This window comes from Daejeonella sp. (assembly GCF_036405355.1).
Taxonomy (GTDB): Bacteria; Bacteroidota; Bacteroidia; order Sphingobacteriales; family Sphingobacteriaceae; genus Daejeonella.
In genome coordinates, this window is sequence record NZ_DASWXT010000005.1 from 13,133 (window position 1) to 29,961 (window position 16,829).

A 16,829-nucleotide genomic window follows, 5' to 3' on the forward strand; every position below is an offset into this window, starting at 1 on the left:
AACTAGGGAGCAGGAAGTTCTCCTTCCGCATGAAGCCACACTTTCCGAGTAAAATAACCAAAGAATTCCTGATAGTTGACCTGTTAAATAATCTTGAATCTCTTGCTGAAGATCCGGTAGAAGTTTAAAAAAATGTAGCGCTTAAAGTTAGTACCATGGACACCAGGAAGCTTAAACGCGATGTTTCGAAATACGAGAATGCAAAGACAAAAAAGATATTAGCCCCGCTATTAGAGTCCCCAACTAAACAGTATGTCTCTTAGTTACTTTCACGACCGAAGATTTCCTGGAGCTCGAAAAATGGATGCACCTGTTTTAATTTTTTTGATTTATCAGGTTGATGACCACTTTCATCATCATCTCTCTTTCATCTGGTCTTGATTCTGCTATCATAAGTGTAAGTGCAACCAGAGTGTTATCGGCAATTCTCTTTGAACCATCCAGCCTATACAGGATGCCATTCTTTTCCAAGAACCAAACAAACAGATATGCTGCAATACGTTTGTTCCCATCCGTAAAGGAATAATTCTTCACGACAAAGTAGAGTAAGTTCGCTGCTTTTTCCTCAATACTTGGATATAAATCAACACCTCCGAATGATCGGTAAATCGTTCCAATTGAACTTCGGAAAGATGCGTCTTTTTCATTTCCAAATAGCGAACTACCACCAAACTTGTCTTTCAAGGTCTTTATTGCTTTTATGGCCTCTTCATAAGTTGCTCTAAAAATCAGATTATCCTGGGTAGTATTATCTAACCCTAGTTGTTGATGATCATATTTGTCCAGGATGTCTAAAGCATAGGTATAATCTGTAACGACTTTTAACAAACCGGTGGCTTCGTCTGATGAAAGTTGTTTACTTTCTAATACTTTGCTCAGAAGGTTCACAGTTCGTTTCAAATTGGCTAATTGCTCCGCTTGACCTTTTAAGCGATCTTCGTTGATTGAGTAGCCTCGTATTAAATACTCTTTAAGAATTTTATTCGCCCAGATACGGAATTGTGTCCCTCTTTTAGAATTTACTCTATATCCTACTGACAAGATAATGTCAAGGTTGTAATATTCAATTTCTCTAATTACCTCTCTATTGCCTTCTTTTTGAACTGTTGCATTTTTTGCAACAGTTGCACCTCGCTCTTATTCACCTTCCTTAAATACATTACGAATATGCCTTGAGATTACAGACTTATCTCTTTCAAAAAGCTCTGTTATTTGGTTTAAAGTCAACCATACCGAATCATCTTGCAAGACAACTTCAACGTCAATATTTCCGTCCGGATTTTGATAAATAATAATTTGATCGTTTGTCATACCATGATTACTAATGTAACAAATAATTAGGCAGGCTTCATTTCATACCACCATATACTCACATATCTCCTTCTCTAACACCTTAGCATTGATCCGGGCACTTGTAATAAATATTAAAACAACTTCTCCTCCAACAGATCCTTCCAAAGAATAAATCCTTTTGGGTCATCAGAATAATCATGAACAATTCTACTAAAGTTATCAGCGTTGGTATCCAGATAAGCCTGGCGTCCATTTATCCTGATTTCGCCTAATAATTGATCTATCTCCTTTCAAATCCTTCACGTAGCACTTCAAAAGGTACCTAGCCTAACTGGAATTGTAACAATAAAAACTGGACAAAAGATTAAGCCAGCAATAGCTTATTATTTAAATACTGAGGCTTTCAAACCAATCTCAAAGTTCCCGCTGCTATAGCCGGCCAGTGATGTGGTGCTGGTTGAGTAAATGCCAATAATACTAAATGATTGGTAATTCATCCCCAATCCGAAAGTAGCACTTCCTATGCTATGATACATTCCGAAAAGATTAACCTTATTTACATAACTAACATTAGCCCCGATGTCCAGGATGTTATTAAGTCCTTTAATGCCACGATATACCACTTTGGGCTCCAGGCTTATCCCATTGGGGTTTTCGCTATCAATTTTATAACTTACTGCTGAGAAAAACGTAGGATGATTTATGCTCTGGTTTACCAGGTCACGTTGAAAAATACCCTTAATATTCGGCAGGGCAGCCTGAACACTCAGCTTGTTACTGGTATATGCCAGTCCGAAATCGCCATCTACATAGGTTTCCGTCTGGTTATAGTTAGCAACAATAATATCATTTGGATCACCATTCATATCTTCCCGGCTTAGGCGTTCATTCAGGAAGCCTAATGAAAGACCGAATGAAAGTTTAGTATTATTTTCGTTGAGAGGCATATGATATGCATAGCTGGCTACGCTCCTCAGACTTCTGAATAATCCGGACGTTTCATTGGACATATTCAATCCGATACCTGCATTGTGGGTAAATGCGTACTCCCCGGTAAGTATCTGACTGGATGGTCCTCCGGGAATGTTGCTCCATTGTTTGCGATAACTCATGTTAACATCAAAGCCTTTTCTTCCTACCATTGCCGGATTGCCCAGATATTGATTTTGGAAGTAAAGTGCGCCGATTGGATTAAGCTGTGCATGAACGTCTATTGCGATGCCTTGTAAAATATAAAACAGCAATGTCAGTAATATAAATCTCATTTTTAAAACCATCTTCTTACTTTACTATACTCACAAAACCTTTCAATCTGTTCTTACCCGCACCGAAATCTATCACATAATAATAAGTTCCTTGTGCCAGGGGGGAACCTTCAAAACTGCCATCCCAATCGTTCTGATAATCTACTTTCTGATAAATTATCCGGCCAGAACGATCAAATATCCTGAGCGAATGGTCGGGGTAATAGTCCAGGTTTTTAATGACCAGATAGTCATTTTTCCCATCACCATTTGGTGTCAAAATATTCATCGCTTCAAGCGCCTGATAATCGTCGATCACGTTGACGGTTATGCTGTGTGAGCTTATACAACCCATAGCACTAGTTACCTTTACGGTGTAGCTTGTTGTTTTTGCCGGTCTGACAGTTAGTACTGCTGAGTTTTGTCCGTTGATAATGCCTGATTGTGTTACCCAGCTGTATTCTGTTCCTCCCGAAGCTGTAAGCACTGCTGTATTTCCTTTGCTCAGCGAATTACCTGCACTGTTGCTTATATGGATCGACGGAAGTGGATTAATGGTGACAGTGAATGACCTCGATATTGCATCTGTACCGCCATCCTCTGTACCACCATTATCTTTTACAATAACAGTGATTATTGCTGTACCGCTAGCACCCGGAACAGGCATGTAAGTGATTGCTCCTGTTGAACCATTGGATGTCACACTAAGCTGATTAAGCAGATCAGGCTTGTTTGAGCTCACGCTTAGTGTAGTGCTTTGCCCCGATTCCGGCCCTGCGCTGATTCCACTTAATGCTATACTTTGCAAGACCGGGGCAGGACATATGGCCGGCTGATTAACGATAGGCCCTAGTGTTGGTGCCAGGTTTGCCAGGGGTAATACCTTTAAATTAAACGTTTTTGTATCAGTTATTAGTCCTTTCTTAACCGTTGCAGTAAGTGTTACCAACGGATTTGGCAACCCCATTAAGGGTCTGTTTAGTGTTTGTCCGTCTGCCGAAATTATCGCAGCATTGCTGCTTGTCCAGGACACTTCAGATCCTCCGGGAAGAGTTGCCGGGAGTGGATTAGTCAGTGTGGTAGTGATATGATTAAGGTCTGTGTTTGCACCTTTGATGAGATCCTCTGTCAGTGCATCTTTATCAGAAGCTACCACAGCCACGTTCAGGTCTGTTGTTTGTGTAAAGGTGATAAATCTTGAAAACGCTTTAGTCCAGATCACCAGGTCGGCACCAACATTGATCTTAAAGGCCCCTTCTGCCGGAAGCGCGTCGCCAGCCGCTTGTGTATCCGATGAGCCTACAGCGGTGATTTCTGTATAAACCAATCCATGAACCCTGGCAACACGCATGCCGGATTGTCCCGGTAACAACAGCCGGACTCCTTTACTAAACGAAAGTGAATTCGTTTCACTTCCGACTTCTATGATCAGTCCAACCGTAGTTACCTCCCCAGGTACTACAGGAAGATCATAACTTGAAACTGCCGGTGCATAGATTACACCATTCCATGTGGAGTTTGAGCCTGTTACAACAGTTCCGGCAGGGATCTGCACGTTTGCCAGCGGGGAATTAATACTGGTTTGAGGTATAGTTCCTGTACCTCCGGAAATAAGATTACCATAAGAGATAGATGGAGCTGCTGTTGTTCCGGCTGCTACCGTTACCGTAACAGCTTGTGCGGGAGAGGTTATTAATACCTGATTAGACGTATTATTTACGGTGCTATTACCGCCTGTATCGGGTAAAATCTGCTCTGGTTGCAAGCGGGTGACTTTTACGACATAGGTATTCGTGCTTTTACCATCTTCAGCGGTTACAATGGTAGTAATGGTATTTTCCCCTGCGTTTAGTGCTATCTTTCCCGAAGGATTTTTAGCAGTTACAGTATTGCCATTTATTTTAATGCTTGCTCCTGCCTGATCTGCTACCGGGCTTAGTGTAACAGAGCTTATTCCGTTATTGACATAAGCAGTATAAGAACTTATTGAGGGTGAAAATGCCGGGCTTAATATTCCTGCACTTAGTGAAAGAGAAGATAAAGTACTTACAGAGGATAAAATAGCCACCGCACGTGTTATAGTGATGGTGTAGGTTTTGCTTGTTGAGCCGTCCTGTGCTGTAACGACAGTGCTTATTGTATTACTTCCTACATTAAGAGCTATTATTCCTGATGCAATTCCGCTGTTTACCAGGCTTCCGTTTACCCGGATGGTAGCTTCTGACTGTTCGGCTGCAGGTGTTATTGTTACTGAGCTAATGTTGTTTGCGACAGACGCACTATACGAAGTCGTACTTGCCGAGAAAACGGGACTTAAGATTCCGGTGCTCAATCCCAAAGCCGAGAGCTTAGCAATAGCTGATACCCCTTTATTAACAATTAATACCTGCTGCACGTCTGCTGCATCAGTATAATTAGCGTTACCCGCTTGTGATGCAGTAATATTAGTTGATCCGGCTCCAACCAGCGTCACGGTTCTGCCTGATATTGTAGCGACGGCCGTGTTCGAGCTGAGGTAAGTAAGCGCATTGCCCGATGCTCCGCCTGTAGCGGTCAGATCAAATGCTGCATCCCCAAAAGTTTTAGCTGCCAGTGCCGAAAAATTGATGCTTTGTCCTGCTTTGTTAATTATTAGCGACTGTACCACATCGCTTGCTGCATTGTAATTGGTATTTCCTGCCTGCGAAGCAGTAATGTTGGTGCTGCCTGCGCCTAGAATCGTAACCCTAGTGCCCGAGATTGTTGCTACAGCCGTGTTCGAGCTGAAGTAGGTAAGCGCATTGCCCGATGCCCCGCCAGTAGCAGTCAGATCAAAAGCTGCATCTCCGAATGTTTTTGCAGGCAGTGCTGCAAATGTGATTGTCTGGAAGGCTTTGCCCACTGCCAGCTCCTGAACGACATCAGTAGCTGCATTGTAATTGGTATTGGCCGCTTGGGAAGCAGTGATATTTGTTGTTCCCGCGCCTACTATGGTGACCGTATTTCCGCTAACAGTTGCTACCGCTGTGTTAGAACTGGCATAGGTAACCGCATTGCCTGAACCTCCGCCGGTCGCTGTCAGGTTAAATGCAGCATCTCCGAAGGTTTTAGCAGGGAGTGCTGCAAATGTGATTGTTTGTACTGCTTTGCCCACTGTCAGCTCCTGAACGACATCATTAGCTGCATTGTAATTGGTATTGGCTGCCTGAGAAGCAGTAATGTTTGTTGTTCCGGCGCCAACTATGGTGACCGTATTTCCGCTAACAGTTGCTACAGCTTTGTTAGAACTGACATAGGTAACTGCGTTTCCTGAAGCCCCGCCGGTCGCTGTTAGATTAAACGCGGCGTCTCCGAACGCTTTAGCAGGCAGGGCTGCAAATGTGATTGTCTGGGAGGCTTTGCTCACTGCCAGCTCCTGAACGACATCATTAGCTGAATTGTAATTGGTATTGGCTGTTTGAGAAGCAGTAATATTTGTTGTTCCCGCACCAACGATGGTGATAGTATTTCCGCTAATGGTGGCTACAGCCGGGTTCGAGCTAACATACGTAACTGCATTGCCTGAAGCCCCACCGGTCGCTGTTAGATTGAACGCCGCATCTCCGAAGGTTTTAGCAGGGAGTGCTGCAAATGTGATTGTTTGTACTGCTTTGCCTACTGTCAGCTCCTGAACGACATCATTAGCTGCATTGTAATTGGTATTGGCTGCCTGAGAAGCAGTAATGTTTGTTGTTCCGGCGCCAACTATGGTGACCGTATTTCCGCTAACAGTTGCTACAGCTGTGTTAGAACTGACATAGGTAACTGCGTTTCCTGAAGCCCCGCCGGTCGCTGTTAGATTAAACGCGGCGTCTCCGAACGCTTTAGCAGGCAGGGCTGCAAATGTGATTGTCTGGGAGGCTTTGCTCACTGCCAACTCCTGAACGACATCAGTAGCTGAATTGTAATTGGTATTGGCTGTTTGAGAAGCAGTAATATTTGTTGTTCCGGCGCCAACGATCGTGATTGTATTTCCACTAACAGTGGCTACAGCCGGGTTCGAACTAACATACGTGACCGCATTGCCTGAAGCACCGCCGGTGGCTGTCAGGTTAAACGCAGCATCTCCGAACGTTTTAGCAGGCAGTGCTGCAAAGGTGATTGTTTGATCACCTTTAGTTACGATAAGTGTTTGCACTGCGTCTGGCGCTGCATTATAGTTCGCATTACCTTCCTGTGAAACTCTTATTTCAGTTTCTCCTGTACCAACTATCGTAAATATGTTGCCGGATACAGAAGCGACTGTGGGAACCGTGCTAACGTATATCAACGGATTTCCTGATGCGCCGCCAGTAGCTGCGAGTTCAAAGGCAGCATCACCATATTTTTTAGCACTAAAGGCATTGAAAGTAATTACCTGATCGGCTTTCTCTCTGGTTACTGTAATCGTATACGTTTTAATTGTAGTCCCATCCTGAGCGGTAACCTTTACATCGATGGTATTGCTTCCTACATTCAAAGCTAGGGCAGCAGATGCACTGGCGCTGGTAACACTGGAATAGCCGCCGCCATTTACCTGTACCTGGATGGTCGCGTTCGCCTCTGAGAGAGTGGGTGTGACCGTTATCGAAGAGGTGGCAAAGGGTACACTCGCTGCATAGCTCAGCTTAGCTGCATCGAATACTGGGTCGATAGTGCCCGAACTGGTTGACAAAGCCGCCAGGTTGGCATTAGTTGAAAGCGCGCGATTTATTATAAGGGTATAGGTTTTGGTCGTTTCGCCATCCTGGGCAGTTACCACAGTAGTAATGGTATTAGAACCTCCGGATAAACTGATTGCCGCACTTGCGCTTCCGCTTGTTACTCCAACACCATTCACCTTTACACTTGCTGTTGCATCTGAAACTGTTGGTGTTACCGTGATGCTCGTAGTACTGTTGCTCACCGAGGTTGAATAGCTCGTAGTATCGGAATGAAAATCCGGCGACAAGGTGCCATCAGAAAGCGTAAGACTAGTAAGTGCCGCACTGGTAGAAACGAAAGTGGCTGACCATAAGTCTCCCCGAATACTAGACCTTTGGTCGGTAATGCTAGAACCTGTACCGCCGAAAAGATAGAGCTTGCCCCCGGCCTTCCAGCTTATTGCATCATCTCTTGCCCCAGGCTGATTTGCGGCCTCTAGCGATCCTAGTATACCGAGCTTGTTAGGCAAATTACTGCCCTTGATCCAGCGCCAGTGCCCGGTATCTGGGTTATATTCCCAAAGGTCATTGAGTGTCCCGGAATTTGTTGAGCTCCGGCCAAATCCCCCAAAGAGAAAGAGTTTTCCCCCGCTTTCCCAGCCTTCGGAGTTGTATCTTGTGCCCGGAGTATTGGCTGCCGCTGCCGTACCACGTGTGCCATAGATGCCTGCCTGGTTTGTCGAGTTGCTCCCTTTGATCCAGCGCCAGTGACCGGTTTCTACTTCATACTCCCAAAGGTCGTTGAATTGCTGGCCATTACCGCCCCCAAACAGATAGAGCTTTCCTTCGATTTCCCAGGAAACGGAACCAAATCTTCCGCCTGGTGTATTGGCTGCTGCTGCTACACCCAGTGTACCATAGGTTCCTGTTTGATTTGCTAAGCTGCTGCCCTTGATCCAGCACCAGTATCCAGTTGCGGGATCGAATACCCAAAGATCGTTCAACTTGGAATCGATTGATGAGATATAGGCTTGCCCCCCAAACAGATAGAGTTTGCCCCCGCTTTCCCAGCTTACCGAACTATGTCTTGAGCCTGGTGTATTGGCTGACGCTGCTACACCAATTGTTCCATAGATTGCATTTTGGTCAAATAAACTGCTGCCCTTGATCCAGCACCAGTATCCTGTTGCAGGGTCGAATACCCAAAGATCGTTCAGACGCCGGTTATTACCTGGAAGAATATAGGTTTGACCTCCAAAAAGGTAAAGCTTTCCTCCGCTTACCCAGGTCACTGAATTGCCTCTTCCCCCCGGGCTGTTGGCTTCTGCAGGTTCGCCCAAGGTGCCATAAGTAGCTGCTTGATTAGTTGAACTGTTCCCTTTAATCCATCTCCAGTTCCCGGTATCCGTATCGTATTCCCACATGTCGTTGAGGTATGAGGAGTTTGAGGTTGTGGCACCTCCCCCAAAAAGATAGAGCTTGCTGCCGATTTGCCAGGTAGCTGAACTGTGTCGCGCGCCGGGCAGATTGGCCGGGTCTGCTACGCCCATTGTGCCATAAACGGGCGTTCCTTGTAATTCTGCAAAGCCTTTCAAAAATGCCCAGGTCACGCTTTGAGCGTTGGCAACACTAGTGCACAGCGAAAGGAGAAAGATGAGATAAATTCTCTTCGAACTGCTTTTAAGAAAATGATTATAATGTTTTTTCATAGACAGGTAGAAATTCTTGAAGAGGTCAAGGCTGAATATTTAATTCCGCCTTCCCAACATCTACAAAAATCTGCCTTAGGAAAATAACAAACCCGCCAATCTCCTGAACCAGCCTGCCAAAATGGTCGATACGATTTAACTCTTACAGTAACTTTTTAACCTTATACATCGTTTAACTCACGATAATTATCATATTTGAAAGACCGAAACCTTTTAAGAATAAAATACTCTGCGATGAATCAGCCCACTTTTACAAGTTTATTTGATCTCGAGTATTTTATTGAACTGACTCCGGATTTGATCTGTATTGCCGGATACGATGGTTACTTTAAGAAAATAAATCCCGCAGTTTCAAAAACGCTTGGATACACTGATGAAGAGCTGAAATCGCGACCAATCAACTCTTTTGTTCACCCCGACGATCAGGATATTACAGCTAAAAGCAGGCAAAGCGTAAAGGAAGATCAGCCGCTCCTTAACTTTGAGAACCGATACCTTAGCAAAAGCGGGGAGGTAGTTTGGTTATCATGGACATCCATGCCAATAAAACGCGATCAGTTGATCTTCGGAATCGCCAAGAAGATCAATCCCCGGCATAAAAAAGAGGAAGCGGTGTCTCACCTGCTCGTTTCTAATCGTGGTGTTGTTAACGAGCGTTTAAAAGCGGAAGAGGAATGGCTCAATGAATTTGAAGACGCTGTTAAAAAGTATATCGGCTATATGAATTTAAGTGTTGGCTTGCTGAGTACGGAATTGGGGATGAGCGAACGTCAGCTTTTCAGGAAGGTAAAACGGATACTGGGGATCACTCCCAATCAACTGATCCAGAATGTTCGGCTAAAAATAGCATCCGAAGCTATTTCGTCCGGGAAGTATACAACCGTAGCCGAAATTTCAAACATTGCCGGTTTTAGTACAGCCACTTATTTCAACAGATTATACAAAGAGGTATACCAATTGAATGTATCGGATCTGCTTGCCGCGGCACCGGATGAAAAGGAAATGTAATCTATGATTTATCAAAGACTCTTAATTCCATAGGTTTTGCTCGCCGGACAGTGTCTGGATTTTTTTTATTCAGACTCAATATTCTAATTCGACTCTTTCCCTATGCCATGATAAACAGTATGACTTTATGCTTTGTTGAGTTTATTTGAGGTTTCATTATTTGTGCGTCCACCTGCAGTTCCCTCCTTTCGTCGGGACAGGCTTCTCGCCCAGGCTGGCGCAAAAAACAAAAGCCCCGCTTTCGCGGAGCTTTTGTGCGCCCACCTGGGCTCGAACCAGGGACCAAAAGATTATGAGTCTTCTACTCTAACCAACTGAGCTATGGGCGCTCATTCCACCAAAAGGCAGCATGATTTGAGGATGCAATTTTACGGAAATGCTTTGGGATTCTAAAATAGAATTTAGGAATTATTGGAATTTGATAAACGGGTGATATTTAAGAGGGGTTTGGAGACTAAACACCTCTCTGAAAACTAAATAAAGACAAGCCTATACCCTAATGTCCATTTTGGACATCAAAGCATCTTACAGAAATTGATTGATCAAAAGCACCCCGAGTAAACCCAACACAGATACCAGACTCTCCATGACAGTCCAGGTGCCGAAGGTCTGTTTTAAACTCAGGTTAAAATATTCCTTAAACATCCAGAATCCGGTATCGTTCACATGAGAAAACATCAGGCTTCCGGCACCTATAGAAAGTACCATTAACTCTGCTGATACGCCATTCGCGGCTAATGGCAGGACAATACCTGCTGCAGTAAGTCCGGCAACCGTAGCCGAACCCAGGGTAACCCTGATTAAAGCTGCTATAAGCCAGGCAAGAAATAAAGGCGAGAGATCAAACACTGAGGAAAACTCTTTGACTGTATCTCCTACCCCGCTGTCAATAAGAACCTGCTTAAATGCACCACCTGCGGCAATAATCAGAATAATCATCGCAACACCTTTAAGCCCCTCGGCACTGTAATCCATTGCCCTAGCAATCGGAATTTTGAGAATAATAATGCTAAGCAATACCCCTGCCAGCAGGGCAATTGTAGGATCTGCTATAAACACAAACAGTGGTTTGATAGCTTCCGAACGAATGAAAAAAGTGCCTGCAGTGCCCGCAATTATTAAAAATACCGGCAACAAAGCTGTGATAAAGCTCCTGAAGCCAGATGGCAGAAGCTTTTCTTCTTCGGGTAGAAATTCTACCGGACTGGCAGCAGACAAATTATTCTTCAGGATGATTCGGGGCAAAATTATTCCTCCGGCGATCGCAATAGGGAAAGTCAATATTAACCCATAAATAAGAATAATACCCACATCGGCTTTAAAGATAGATGCTATGGCCAATGGGCCGGGATGAGGAGGAAGAAAACCATGAGTAACTGATAATGCGGCAGCCATCGGCAAAGCGAGGTATAATAAGGGTAAACGTGTAGTAGAAGCAATGGCAAATATCAGGGGAACCAAAACCACAAATCCCGCATTATAGAATAATGGGATACCTACCAGCAAACCAGTTAATAATATAGCCCATTGAATATTTCTAATCCCGAAAAGACGAATCAGGATGAATACAATTTTTTTGGAAGAACCGCTTTCTTCTATCAATTTACCCAACATGGCACCCAGTGCCAATACCATCACCATACTGCCCAATGTATTGCCTATCCCTGCTGAAATGGTTGTCATTACTTTTCCCGGCGACATTCCAAGCAATAAGCCGGTAATAACAGATACGATCAGTAAGGCCAGCATCGGACTTACTTTTTTGATGATAAGAACCAGGAGAAGAAGAAGTCCGAAGAGTACGGTAAGTAAGGACATATCCAGAAATTAATTATCCGAAAAACTGTTGTATTATATCTAAAGATTGGCAAATAAATCTTCAGATAACAAAATATTGATAGAAATAAACAAACCGGGTTTTCAGAACTTCCTCAGTAAAACCCCAACTACTTCATTTTTTTGGCTGCCCAGAATATGGCATTTTTGTACAGCGTGGTATAAGAGGGATTTTCGAATAGTTCAGGACCATGTCCCATAAAAATATAGAGATTCCTGGCTTTCATTTTTGTATTTGTCCAGATAACGGGATGGTCACCCATCTTAATATCCCTTGAGGGGATATAGGTATTTTCATCTACAGTGGCCAGAACCTGAATATTTTTATTCAGGCGCGGACTTTTATCATAGGTATACCACTCTTCTCTGATGATGGGAAAAGAAGCCGGTACACCCGCCATTACAGGATGTCTATTAATCTCGACATTCACTGTGGCCGCTGCAAAATCAGGGATATATTTTTTGAATTGAATACCGCCCATAAAGCTGGAAAACCACTGCCATAATGGAAAACCATCAAAAGTTCCTAACAAGGTAGCATGATGAAAACCAATCCAGCCTCCTTTTCCCTGTTCAATATATTCAATAAAAGCATCTTCGGATTCTTTACTCCAGGAGTAAGGAGGATAATCGATCTGAATAAATAGTTGATACTGCCCTAGAAACTCTTTAGTAATTGGCCTGGTACTGGTATAATAATCAATGGTAAAATTACTATCTGCCGCAAGCTTGTTGAGCCAGATCTTCGCCGCCCGGGTATGCAGAATATGATGTCCGCCATCCTCTCCTATAGCAAGCACCTTAAATCTAGGCTTAATTGCCTGAGCATAGACAATACTGCTAAAAAACGAAACGCAAAGAAATAAAAGTACTTGAAACAGCCGCATCATTATTTTTAATTTCACTGAACTATTCATTCAGCTTAATCGATAGTGTAGTAAAAATTAAATCTTCTAATTCCCGGGAATACAACCAGGCATTACCAGTTAGAATTTGGAATGCGGACACAAAATTTACTGCCTTTTCCAATTTCACTTTCAACCCAGATTGAGCCACCATTCTTTTCAATAAAATCTTTACACAGAAGTAGTCCAAGACCAGTACCCTGCTCATTATCAGTACCCCGGGTAGTAAAGGTCTCCTGCTCAAATAGTTTTTTCTGGTCAGCCTCAGAGATTCCAACTCCGGTATCTGTCACACAAAGGATAGTATAATTTCCCTCAGTCCTGGTTGTTAGTTTAATACTTCCACCCCGCTTTGAGAATTTTACAGCATTGGATATCAGATTCCTGACTACCAACTGGATCATGTCCTTATCCGCATAAACCTTACAAGTCAGTTGTATATTGTTCTCTATTAAGATCTCCTTCTCGTGAATTGTGTTCTCAAAAAGATGGAGAATATTAACACTAACCTCTTTCAGATTAAAATAAACAGGCTTTACCACCTCACCCTGCAACTGACTCTTAGACCAGAATAAAAGATTCTCCAGCAAACCTGTGGTATATCCAATGTTCTTTGATAATTGGGGCACAAATGATTTGAACTCTTCTTCCGTGATCATTCCTTCATTGAGCATTTTAATAATGTCATTTAAATTGATCAGCGGACCCCGGAGATCGTGTGAAATGATTGAAAACAATCGGTCTTTGAGCTTGTTCATCGCTAAAAGCTCATCCGATTGCAAGCGTACCTTATTTTCAATTTCTACACGTTCTGTAATATCCCTGATCAGAATAATCAAACCACTGTATGCTTGATGATTCTCAAACAAAGGAGTAAGATTGGCTTCCAGGAAAAGCTCTGAGTTCACAAGCTTAAATTGTAATTGCCCGCCCTTCCGGGCCTTAATCAATTCATAAAGTTCCGGCTGCTCCGGAAGAATTAATTCAAGGCGCTTACCAACGATCTTTTTCTCTTCAATAGAAAGGATTTTCCTGATCTCCTGATTCAGATCTACTATCCGGTCCTGATTATCCGTCACGATCAGACCCTCGTTCATAGCTTCAATAACTTTCTCGCGCGCAATTGGGATGATATCCAGCAATCTGAAACGAACGAGTCCGATACTGAGAAATAGCACTGTTATGATAAAGGCAAAAGGGGTACTATCTATATGCCCCAGGGGCCGGTAACCGAATAAGTATAATATATTCGCAACCCATGGAATAAACACCGCAATAAGAATAGTTAGATTCTGCCTCCTGAAAACCTGATCAGACTTCCTGTACTTCTGGACCAGCAAGACTACGCCCCAAAGCAGAAGTATATAGAAATAAATAGTATGAACGATATACCATGGACCGGTTTCAAGGCTTAATAAGGGAAATGGACCAGAATTATCAACGCTCACACTTTTGTAATGGAGATGATGATACTTATTGGTCCAGACCATCAGCAGCGTGATTAAAGGCAGAAGCATGAAGGCATAAAAGTATTTCGGATGCAGCCACTTATCTTTGCCGGTAAACTTTAAGAGGAATAATAACCAGAATGCCGGAATGAAAGCTATTCCGAGATATTCAACATCGATCCAGAATAACATCTGCTCAAGACTGGTACTTGAAAGTTCTAATCCATAACTTAGGGCCCAGATTGCAATGCCTAACATCATAAATCCAAACCAGCGTACAACAATCTCGTATCTGCGGAAAATCCTGACACACATGTATAGTGTGATGAGGCCACAGATTATCAGAATAATTGAATAGCTATTCGGAATGAATGTCATTTAGCAAATCAGATCGGGCACATAAAAACAAGACAGCGCTTTGCCTTTAAAGGGGTTAAAATTATGCATACTTCACTAAATATATGAATAAGATTAGAAATATAATTTTCGATTACGGTAATGTAATTTTCACGATAGACTTTAACCGGGCACAGCATAGTTTTACTGAACTTGGTGTCAAAAATGTAGAACATTTCTTCTCACACAAAGGTCACGATTCACTGTTTGATCAGTTTGAGCAAGGCCTTATTTCCTCCTCAGAATTCAGGGATGGTATCCGTAAAGTTACGGGTATCGAAAGTTTAAGTGATGCTGAAATTGATCAGGCATGGAATTCCCTGCTAATCGGTGTGCCTGAGCCAAATCATGATCTTCTTTTGAAAGTAAAAGAAAAGTACAGAACCTTCCTGCTTAGTAATAATAATGAGATCCATTACAACTGGATCATGGATTACCTGCAGCGAGAACATCGTTTAGATTCCAATGCAGTATTTTTCGAAAAAGATTATTACTCCCATCTCATGAAAATGAGGAAACCCAATCGGGAGATCTTTGAATTCGTGATGCGTGAGAACAATCTCAATCCTATTGAAACCCTTTTTATAGATGATAGTCCGCAGCATTTGAAAACTGCTGATATGCTGGGACTTAACACCCACCTGCTCACAGCGGATGAGACACTGGAAAGCTATTTGTATTCTTCTGGCTTGTTAAAGAGATAATTTTTTGATCAAGGAACAAAGAGTAAGGAGCAATGACAGATTGGGGTTAATTGGAGATTAGCATTTATTGTCTTTGTTCCTTGTTCTTGATTCCTTGTTCTCGATCTTGGTTCTTGGTTCTTGATTCTTTGATCAAGGAACAAAGAGCAAGGAACAAAGACAGATTGGAGTTAATTGGAGATTAGCGTCATTTGTATTGATACTTTATTTGATCAAGGAACAAAGAGCAAGGAGTAAAGACAGATTGGGGTCAATTGGAGATTAGCGTCATTTGTATTGATACTTTATTCTTTGATCCAGGAATAAAGAGCAAAGACTGATTCAAGTTAATTGGAGATTAGCATTTATTGTCTTTGTTCCTTATTCCTTGGTCCTTATTCCTTGTTCCTTGTTCCTTATTCCCTATCTTGATACTTGATACTACTTCAGTTTCCGCCGCTTCATCTCGGCCGAGATCAATCGAAGTTCTCTGCCCATTTGCCCGGCAACTGATGTGTTTTCCTCCGCCCTTCTGAAAAGATAAGGCATAACTGCCTTCACGGGCCCATAAGGAACATATTTCGCAACATTATATCCTGCTGAACCCAGATTAAAGCTTAAATTATCACTCATCCCAAGTAATTGGGAAAAGTAAATATGCTCATGATCATGTGGGATACCCTTTTCTTCGAGCAATTTAGTCAGTAACTCACAGCTAAATTCATTGTGAGTACCTGCAACAAAGGAAACGAAATCAATCTTACTGATACAGAATTTTAAGGCATCATTATAATCATTGTCTGTGGATTGCTTATCAGAATGAATTGGTGAAACATAAGCCATTTCTTCAGCACGCTCACGTTCCTTTTCCATATATGCACCCCTAACCAGCTTGGCTCCAAGTATAAATTGTTCTGAAACTGCCAATGAGACATCCGCCTTGAGGGAAGCTAATTTGTCATTTCTGTATAGCTGGTAGGTATTAAAAACGATTACCTGCTCCTGATTATACCTGCGCATCATTTCAAGAGCCATCGAATCTATCGGATCCTGAATCCAGCTTTCTTCTGCATCAATCATCACCCTGACTTTCAGTTCATGTGCAAGTCCGCAGATCTGATCAACCCTATGACTCAGCCGTTGAAATTCTGATTTTTCAGCGGCTTCAAGAGCTTGTCCTGAATTTATCTTCTCAAGTAAAGCAAATCTGCCCAATCCGGTGACTTTAAACACTGTTAAAGGAATGCGATCGTCACCATCTGCATGACGGATCGTTCTCATGATTTCTTCACAGGTATGATCAAATACTTCTTCATCATCTTCCCCCTCAACCGAATAATCTAGAATCGACCCCACACTACCGGCGTGAAGCTGGGCAACAGTTTGTTCACATTCTGCAATACTCTCTCCCCCACAGAATTGACGAAAGATGGTAGCTTTAATCAGGGATTTAATTGGTAAGCCCAGCTTAAGGGCTGCATTGGTTATCGGAGGACCAATCTTCGTAAAAAAATTAATACTGATAAACTTAAATAACCAGTATGCACGGGTCAGATCTGCATTCGTTTTTCCACGAAAAGCGATCTCAGTATTATCAAATGATAAATTATGGCTTTTTGCCGGGCGGCTCTTCAAAATAATTGGTTTATTGCACAAAGGTAGAAATA

The 16,829-nt window shown here is 42.7% G+C and carries 10 protein-coding genes, 1 tRNA gene and 1 pseudogene; 2 read left to right on the forward strand and 10 right to left on the reverse strand.

Translation table 11 applies throughout. The features are described 5' to 3' along the window. Nucleotides 1-315: 315 nt before the first annotated feature. The 5 genes and pseudogenes from VGE44_RS00365 to VGE44_RS00385 all read right to left on the reverse strand — a co-directional run bounded on the left by VGE44_RS00365 (nt 316) and on the right by VGE44_RS00385 (nt 8,886). Nucleotides 316-684, reverse strand: a complete 369-nt coding sequence (locus tag VGE44_RS00365) for a type II toxin-antitoxin system death-on-curing family toxin (protein ID WP_331075845.1) — start codon at nt 682-684, stop codon at nt 316-318. A gap of 30 nt (nt 685-714) precedes the next feature. Further along, nucleotides 715-1,116 (reverse strand): annotated as a pseudogene (gene rhuM / locus VGE44_RS00370) (RhuM family protein); the annotation flags it as partial. Between the two features lie 21 nt (nt 1,117-1,137). Then, nucleotides 1,138-1,311 carry a hypothetical protein gene (locus VGE44_RS00375; RefSeq protein WP_331075791.1) on the reverse strand — a complete coding sequence of 58 codons (174 nt, stop codon included), beginning with the start codon at nt 1,309-1,311 and terminating at the stop codon, nt 1,138-1,140. A gap of 365 nt (nt 1,312-1,676) precedes the next feature. Continuing rightward, entirely contained in the window at nt 1,677-2,558 is an 882-nt protein-coding gene (locus VGE44_RS00380; RefSeq protein ID WP_331075792.1) for a PorP/SprF family type IX secretion system membrane protein, read from the reverse strand. Between the two features lie 16 nt (nt 2,559-2,574). Continuing rightward, nucleotides 2,575-8,886, reverse strand: a complete 6,312-nt coding sequence (locus VGE44_RS00385; RefSeq protein ID WP_331075793.1) for a cadherin-like beta sandwich domain-containing protein — start codon at nt 8,884-8,886, stop codon at nt 2,575-2,577. A gap of 234 nt (nt 8,887-9,120) precedes the next feature. On the opposite strand from VGE44_RS00385, the gene VGE44_RS00390 reads away from it, so the two are divergent. Next, entirely contained in the window at nt 9,121-9,894 is a 774-nt protein-coding gene (locus VGE44_RS00390; protein ID WP_331075794.1) for a helix-turn-helix domain-containing protein, read from the forward strand. A gap of 255 nt (nt 9,895-10,149) precedes the next feature. Here VGE44_RS00390 and VGE44_RS00395 read toward each other — a convergent pair. The 4 genes from VGE44_RS00395 to VGE44_RS00410 all read right to left on the reverse strand — a co-directional run bounded on the left by VGE44_RS00395 (nt 10,150) and on the right by VGE44_RS00410 (nt 14,461). Next, a tRNA-Ile gene (locus tag VGE44_RS00395) sits at nt 10,150-10,223 on the reverse strand. 196 nt (nt 10,224-10,419) lie between these two features. Continuing rightward, nucleotides 10,420-11,712 (reverse strand): gluconate:H+ symporter, encoded by a 1,293-nt coding sequence (locus VGE44_RS00400; RefSeq protein ID WP_331075795.1) that lies wholly within the window; start codon nt 11,710-11,712, stop codon nt 10,420-10,422. Between the two features lie 128 nt (nt 11,713-11,840). Further along, nucleotides 11,841-12,620, reverse strand: coding sequence for a ThuA domain-containing protein (locus VGE44_RS00405; protein ID WP_331075796.1), 780 nt, complete (start codon nt 12,618-12,620; stop codon nt 11,841-11,843). 89 nt (nt 12,621-12,709) lie between these two features. Then, the gene (locus VGE44_RS00410) at nt 12,710-14,461 is read right to left on the reverse strand and encodes a sensor histidine kinase (RefSeq protein ID WP_331075797.1); all 1,752 of its coding nucleotides are present in this window, start codon (nt 14,459-14,461) and stop codon (nt 12,710-12,712) included. Between the two features lie 83 nt (nt 14,462-14,544). Here VGE44_RS00410 and VGE44_RS00415 point away from each other — a divergent pair, with 83 nt between their 5' ends. After that, nucleotides 14,545-15,183, forward strand: coding sequence for an HAD family phosphatase (locus VGE44_RS00415; protein WP_331075798.1), 639 nt, complete (start codon nt 14,545-14,547; stop codon nt 15,181-15,183). A 420-nt stretch (nt 15,184-15,603) separates the two neighbouring features. Here the strand turns inward: VGE44_RS00415 and VGE44_RS00420 are convergent, their stop codons facing one another. Further along, on the reverse strand, nt 15,604-16,797 hold the full coding sequence (locus VGE44_RS00420; RefSeq protein WP_331075799.1) for a proline dehydrogenase family protein: 1,194 nt from the start codon (nt 16,795-16,797) through the stop codon (nt 15,604-15,606). Nucleotides 16,798-16,829: the final 32 nt, after the last annotated feature.

What these genes read in the sequence shown, in the direction of transcription:
- VGE44_RS00375 (WP_331075791.1), bottom strand. Translation starts at nt 1,311, where the DNA reads ATGACAAACGATCAAATTATTATTTATCAAAATCCGGACGGAAATATT.
- VGE44_RS00380 (WP_331075792.1), bottom strand. Translation starts at nt 2,558, where the DNA reads ATGAGATTTATATTACTGACATTGCTGTTTTATATTTTACAAGGCATC.
- VGE44_RS00385 (WP_331075793.1), bottom strand. Translation starts at nt 8,886, where the DNA reads ATGAAAAAACATTATAATCATTTTCTTAAAAGCAGTTCGAAGAGAATT.
- VGE44_RS00390 (WP_331075794.1), top strand. Translation starts at nt 9,121, where the DNA reads ATGAATCAGCCCACTTTTACAAGTTTATTTGATCTCGAGTATTTTATT.
- VGE44_RS00400 (WP_331075795.1), bottom strand. Translation starts at nt 11,712, where the DNA reads ATGTCCTTACTTACCGTACTCTTCGGACTTCTTCTTCTCCTGGTTCTT.
- VGE44_RS00405 (WP_331075796.1), bottom strand. Translation starts at nt 12,620, where the DNA reads ATGATGCGGCTGTTTCAAGTACTTTTATTTCTTTGCGTTTCGTTTTTT.
- VGE44_RS00410 (WP_331075797.1), bottom strand. Translation starts at nt 14,461, where the DNA reads ATGACATTCATTCCGAATAGCTATTCAATTATTCTGATAATCTGTGGC.
- VGE44_RS00415 (WP_331075798.1), top strand. Translation starts at nt 14,545, where the DNA reads ATGAATAAGATTAGAAATATAATTTTCGATTACGGTAATGTAATTTTC.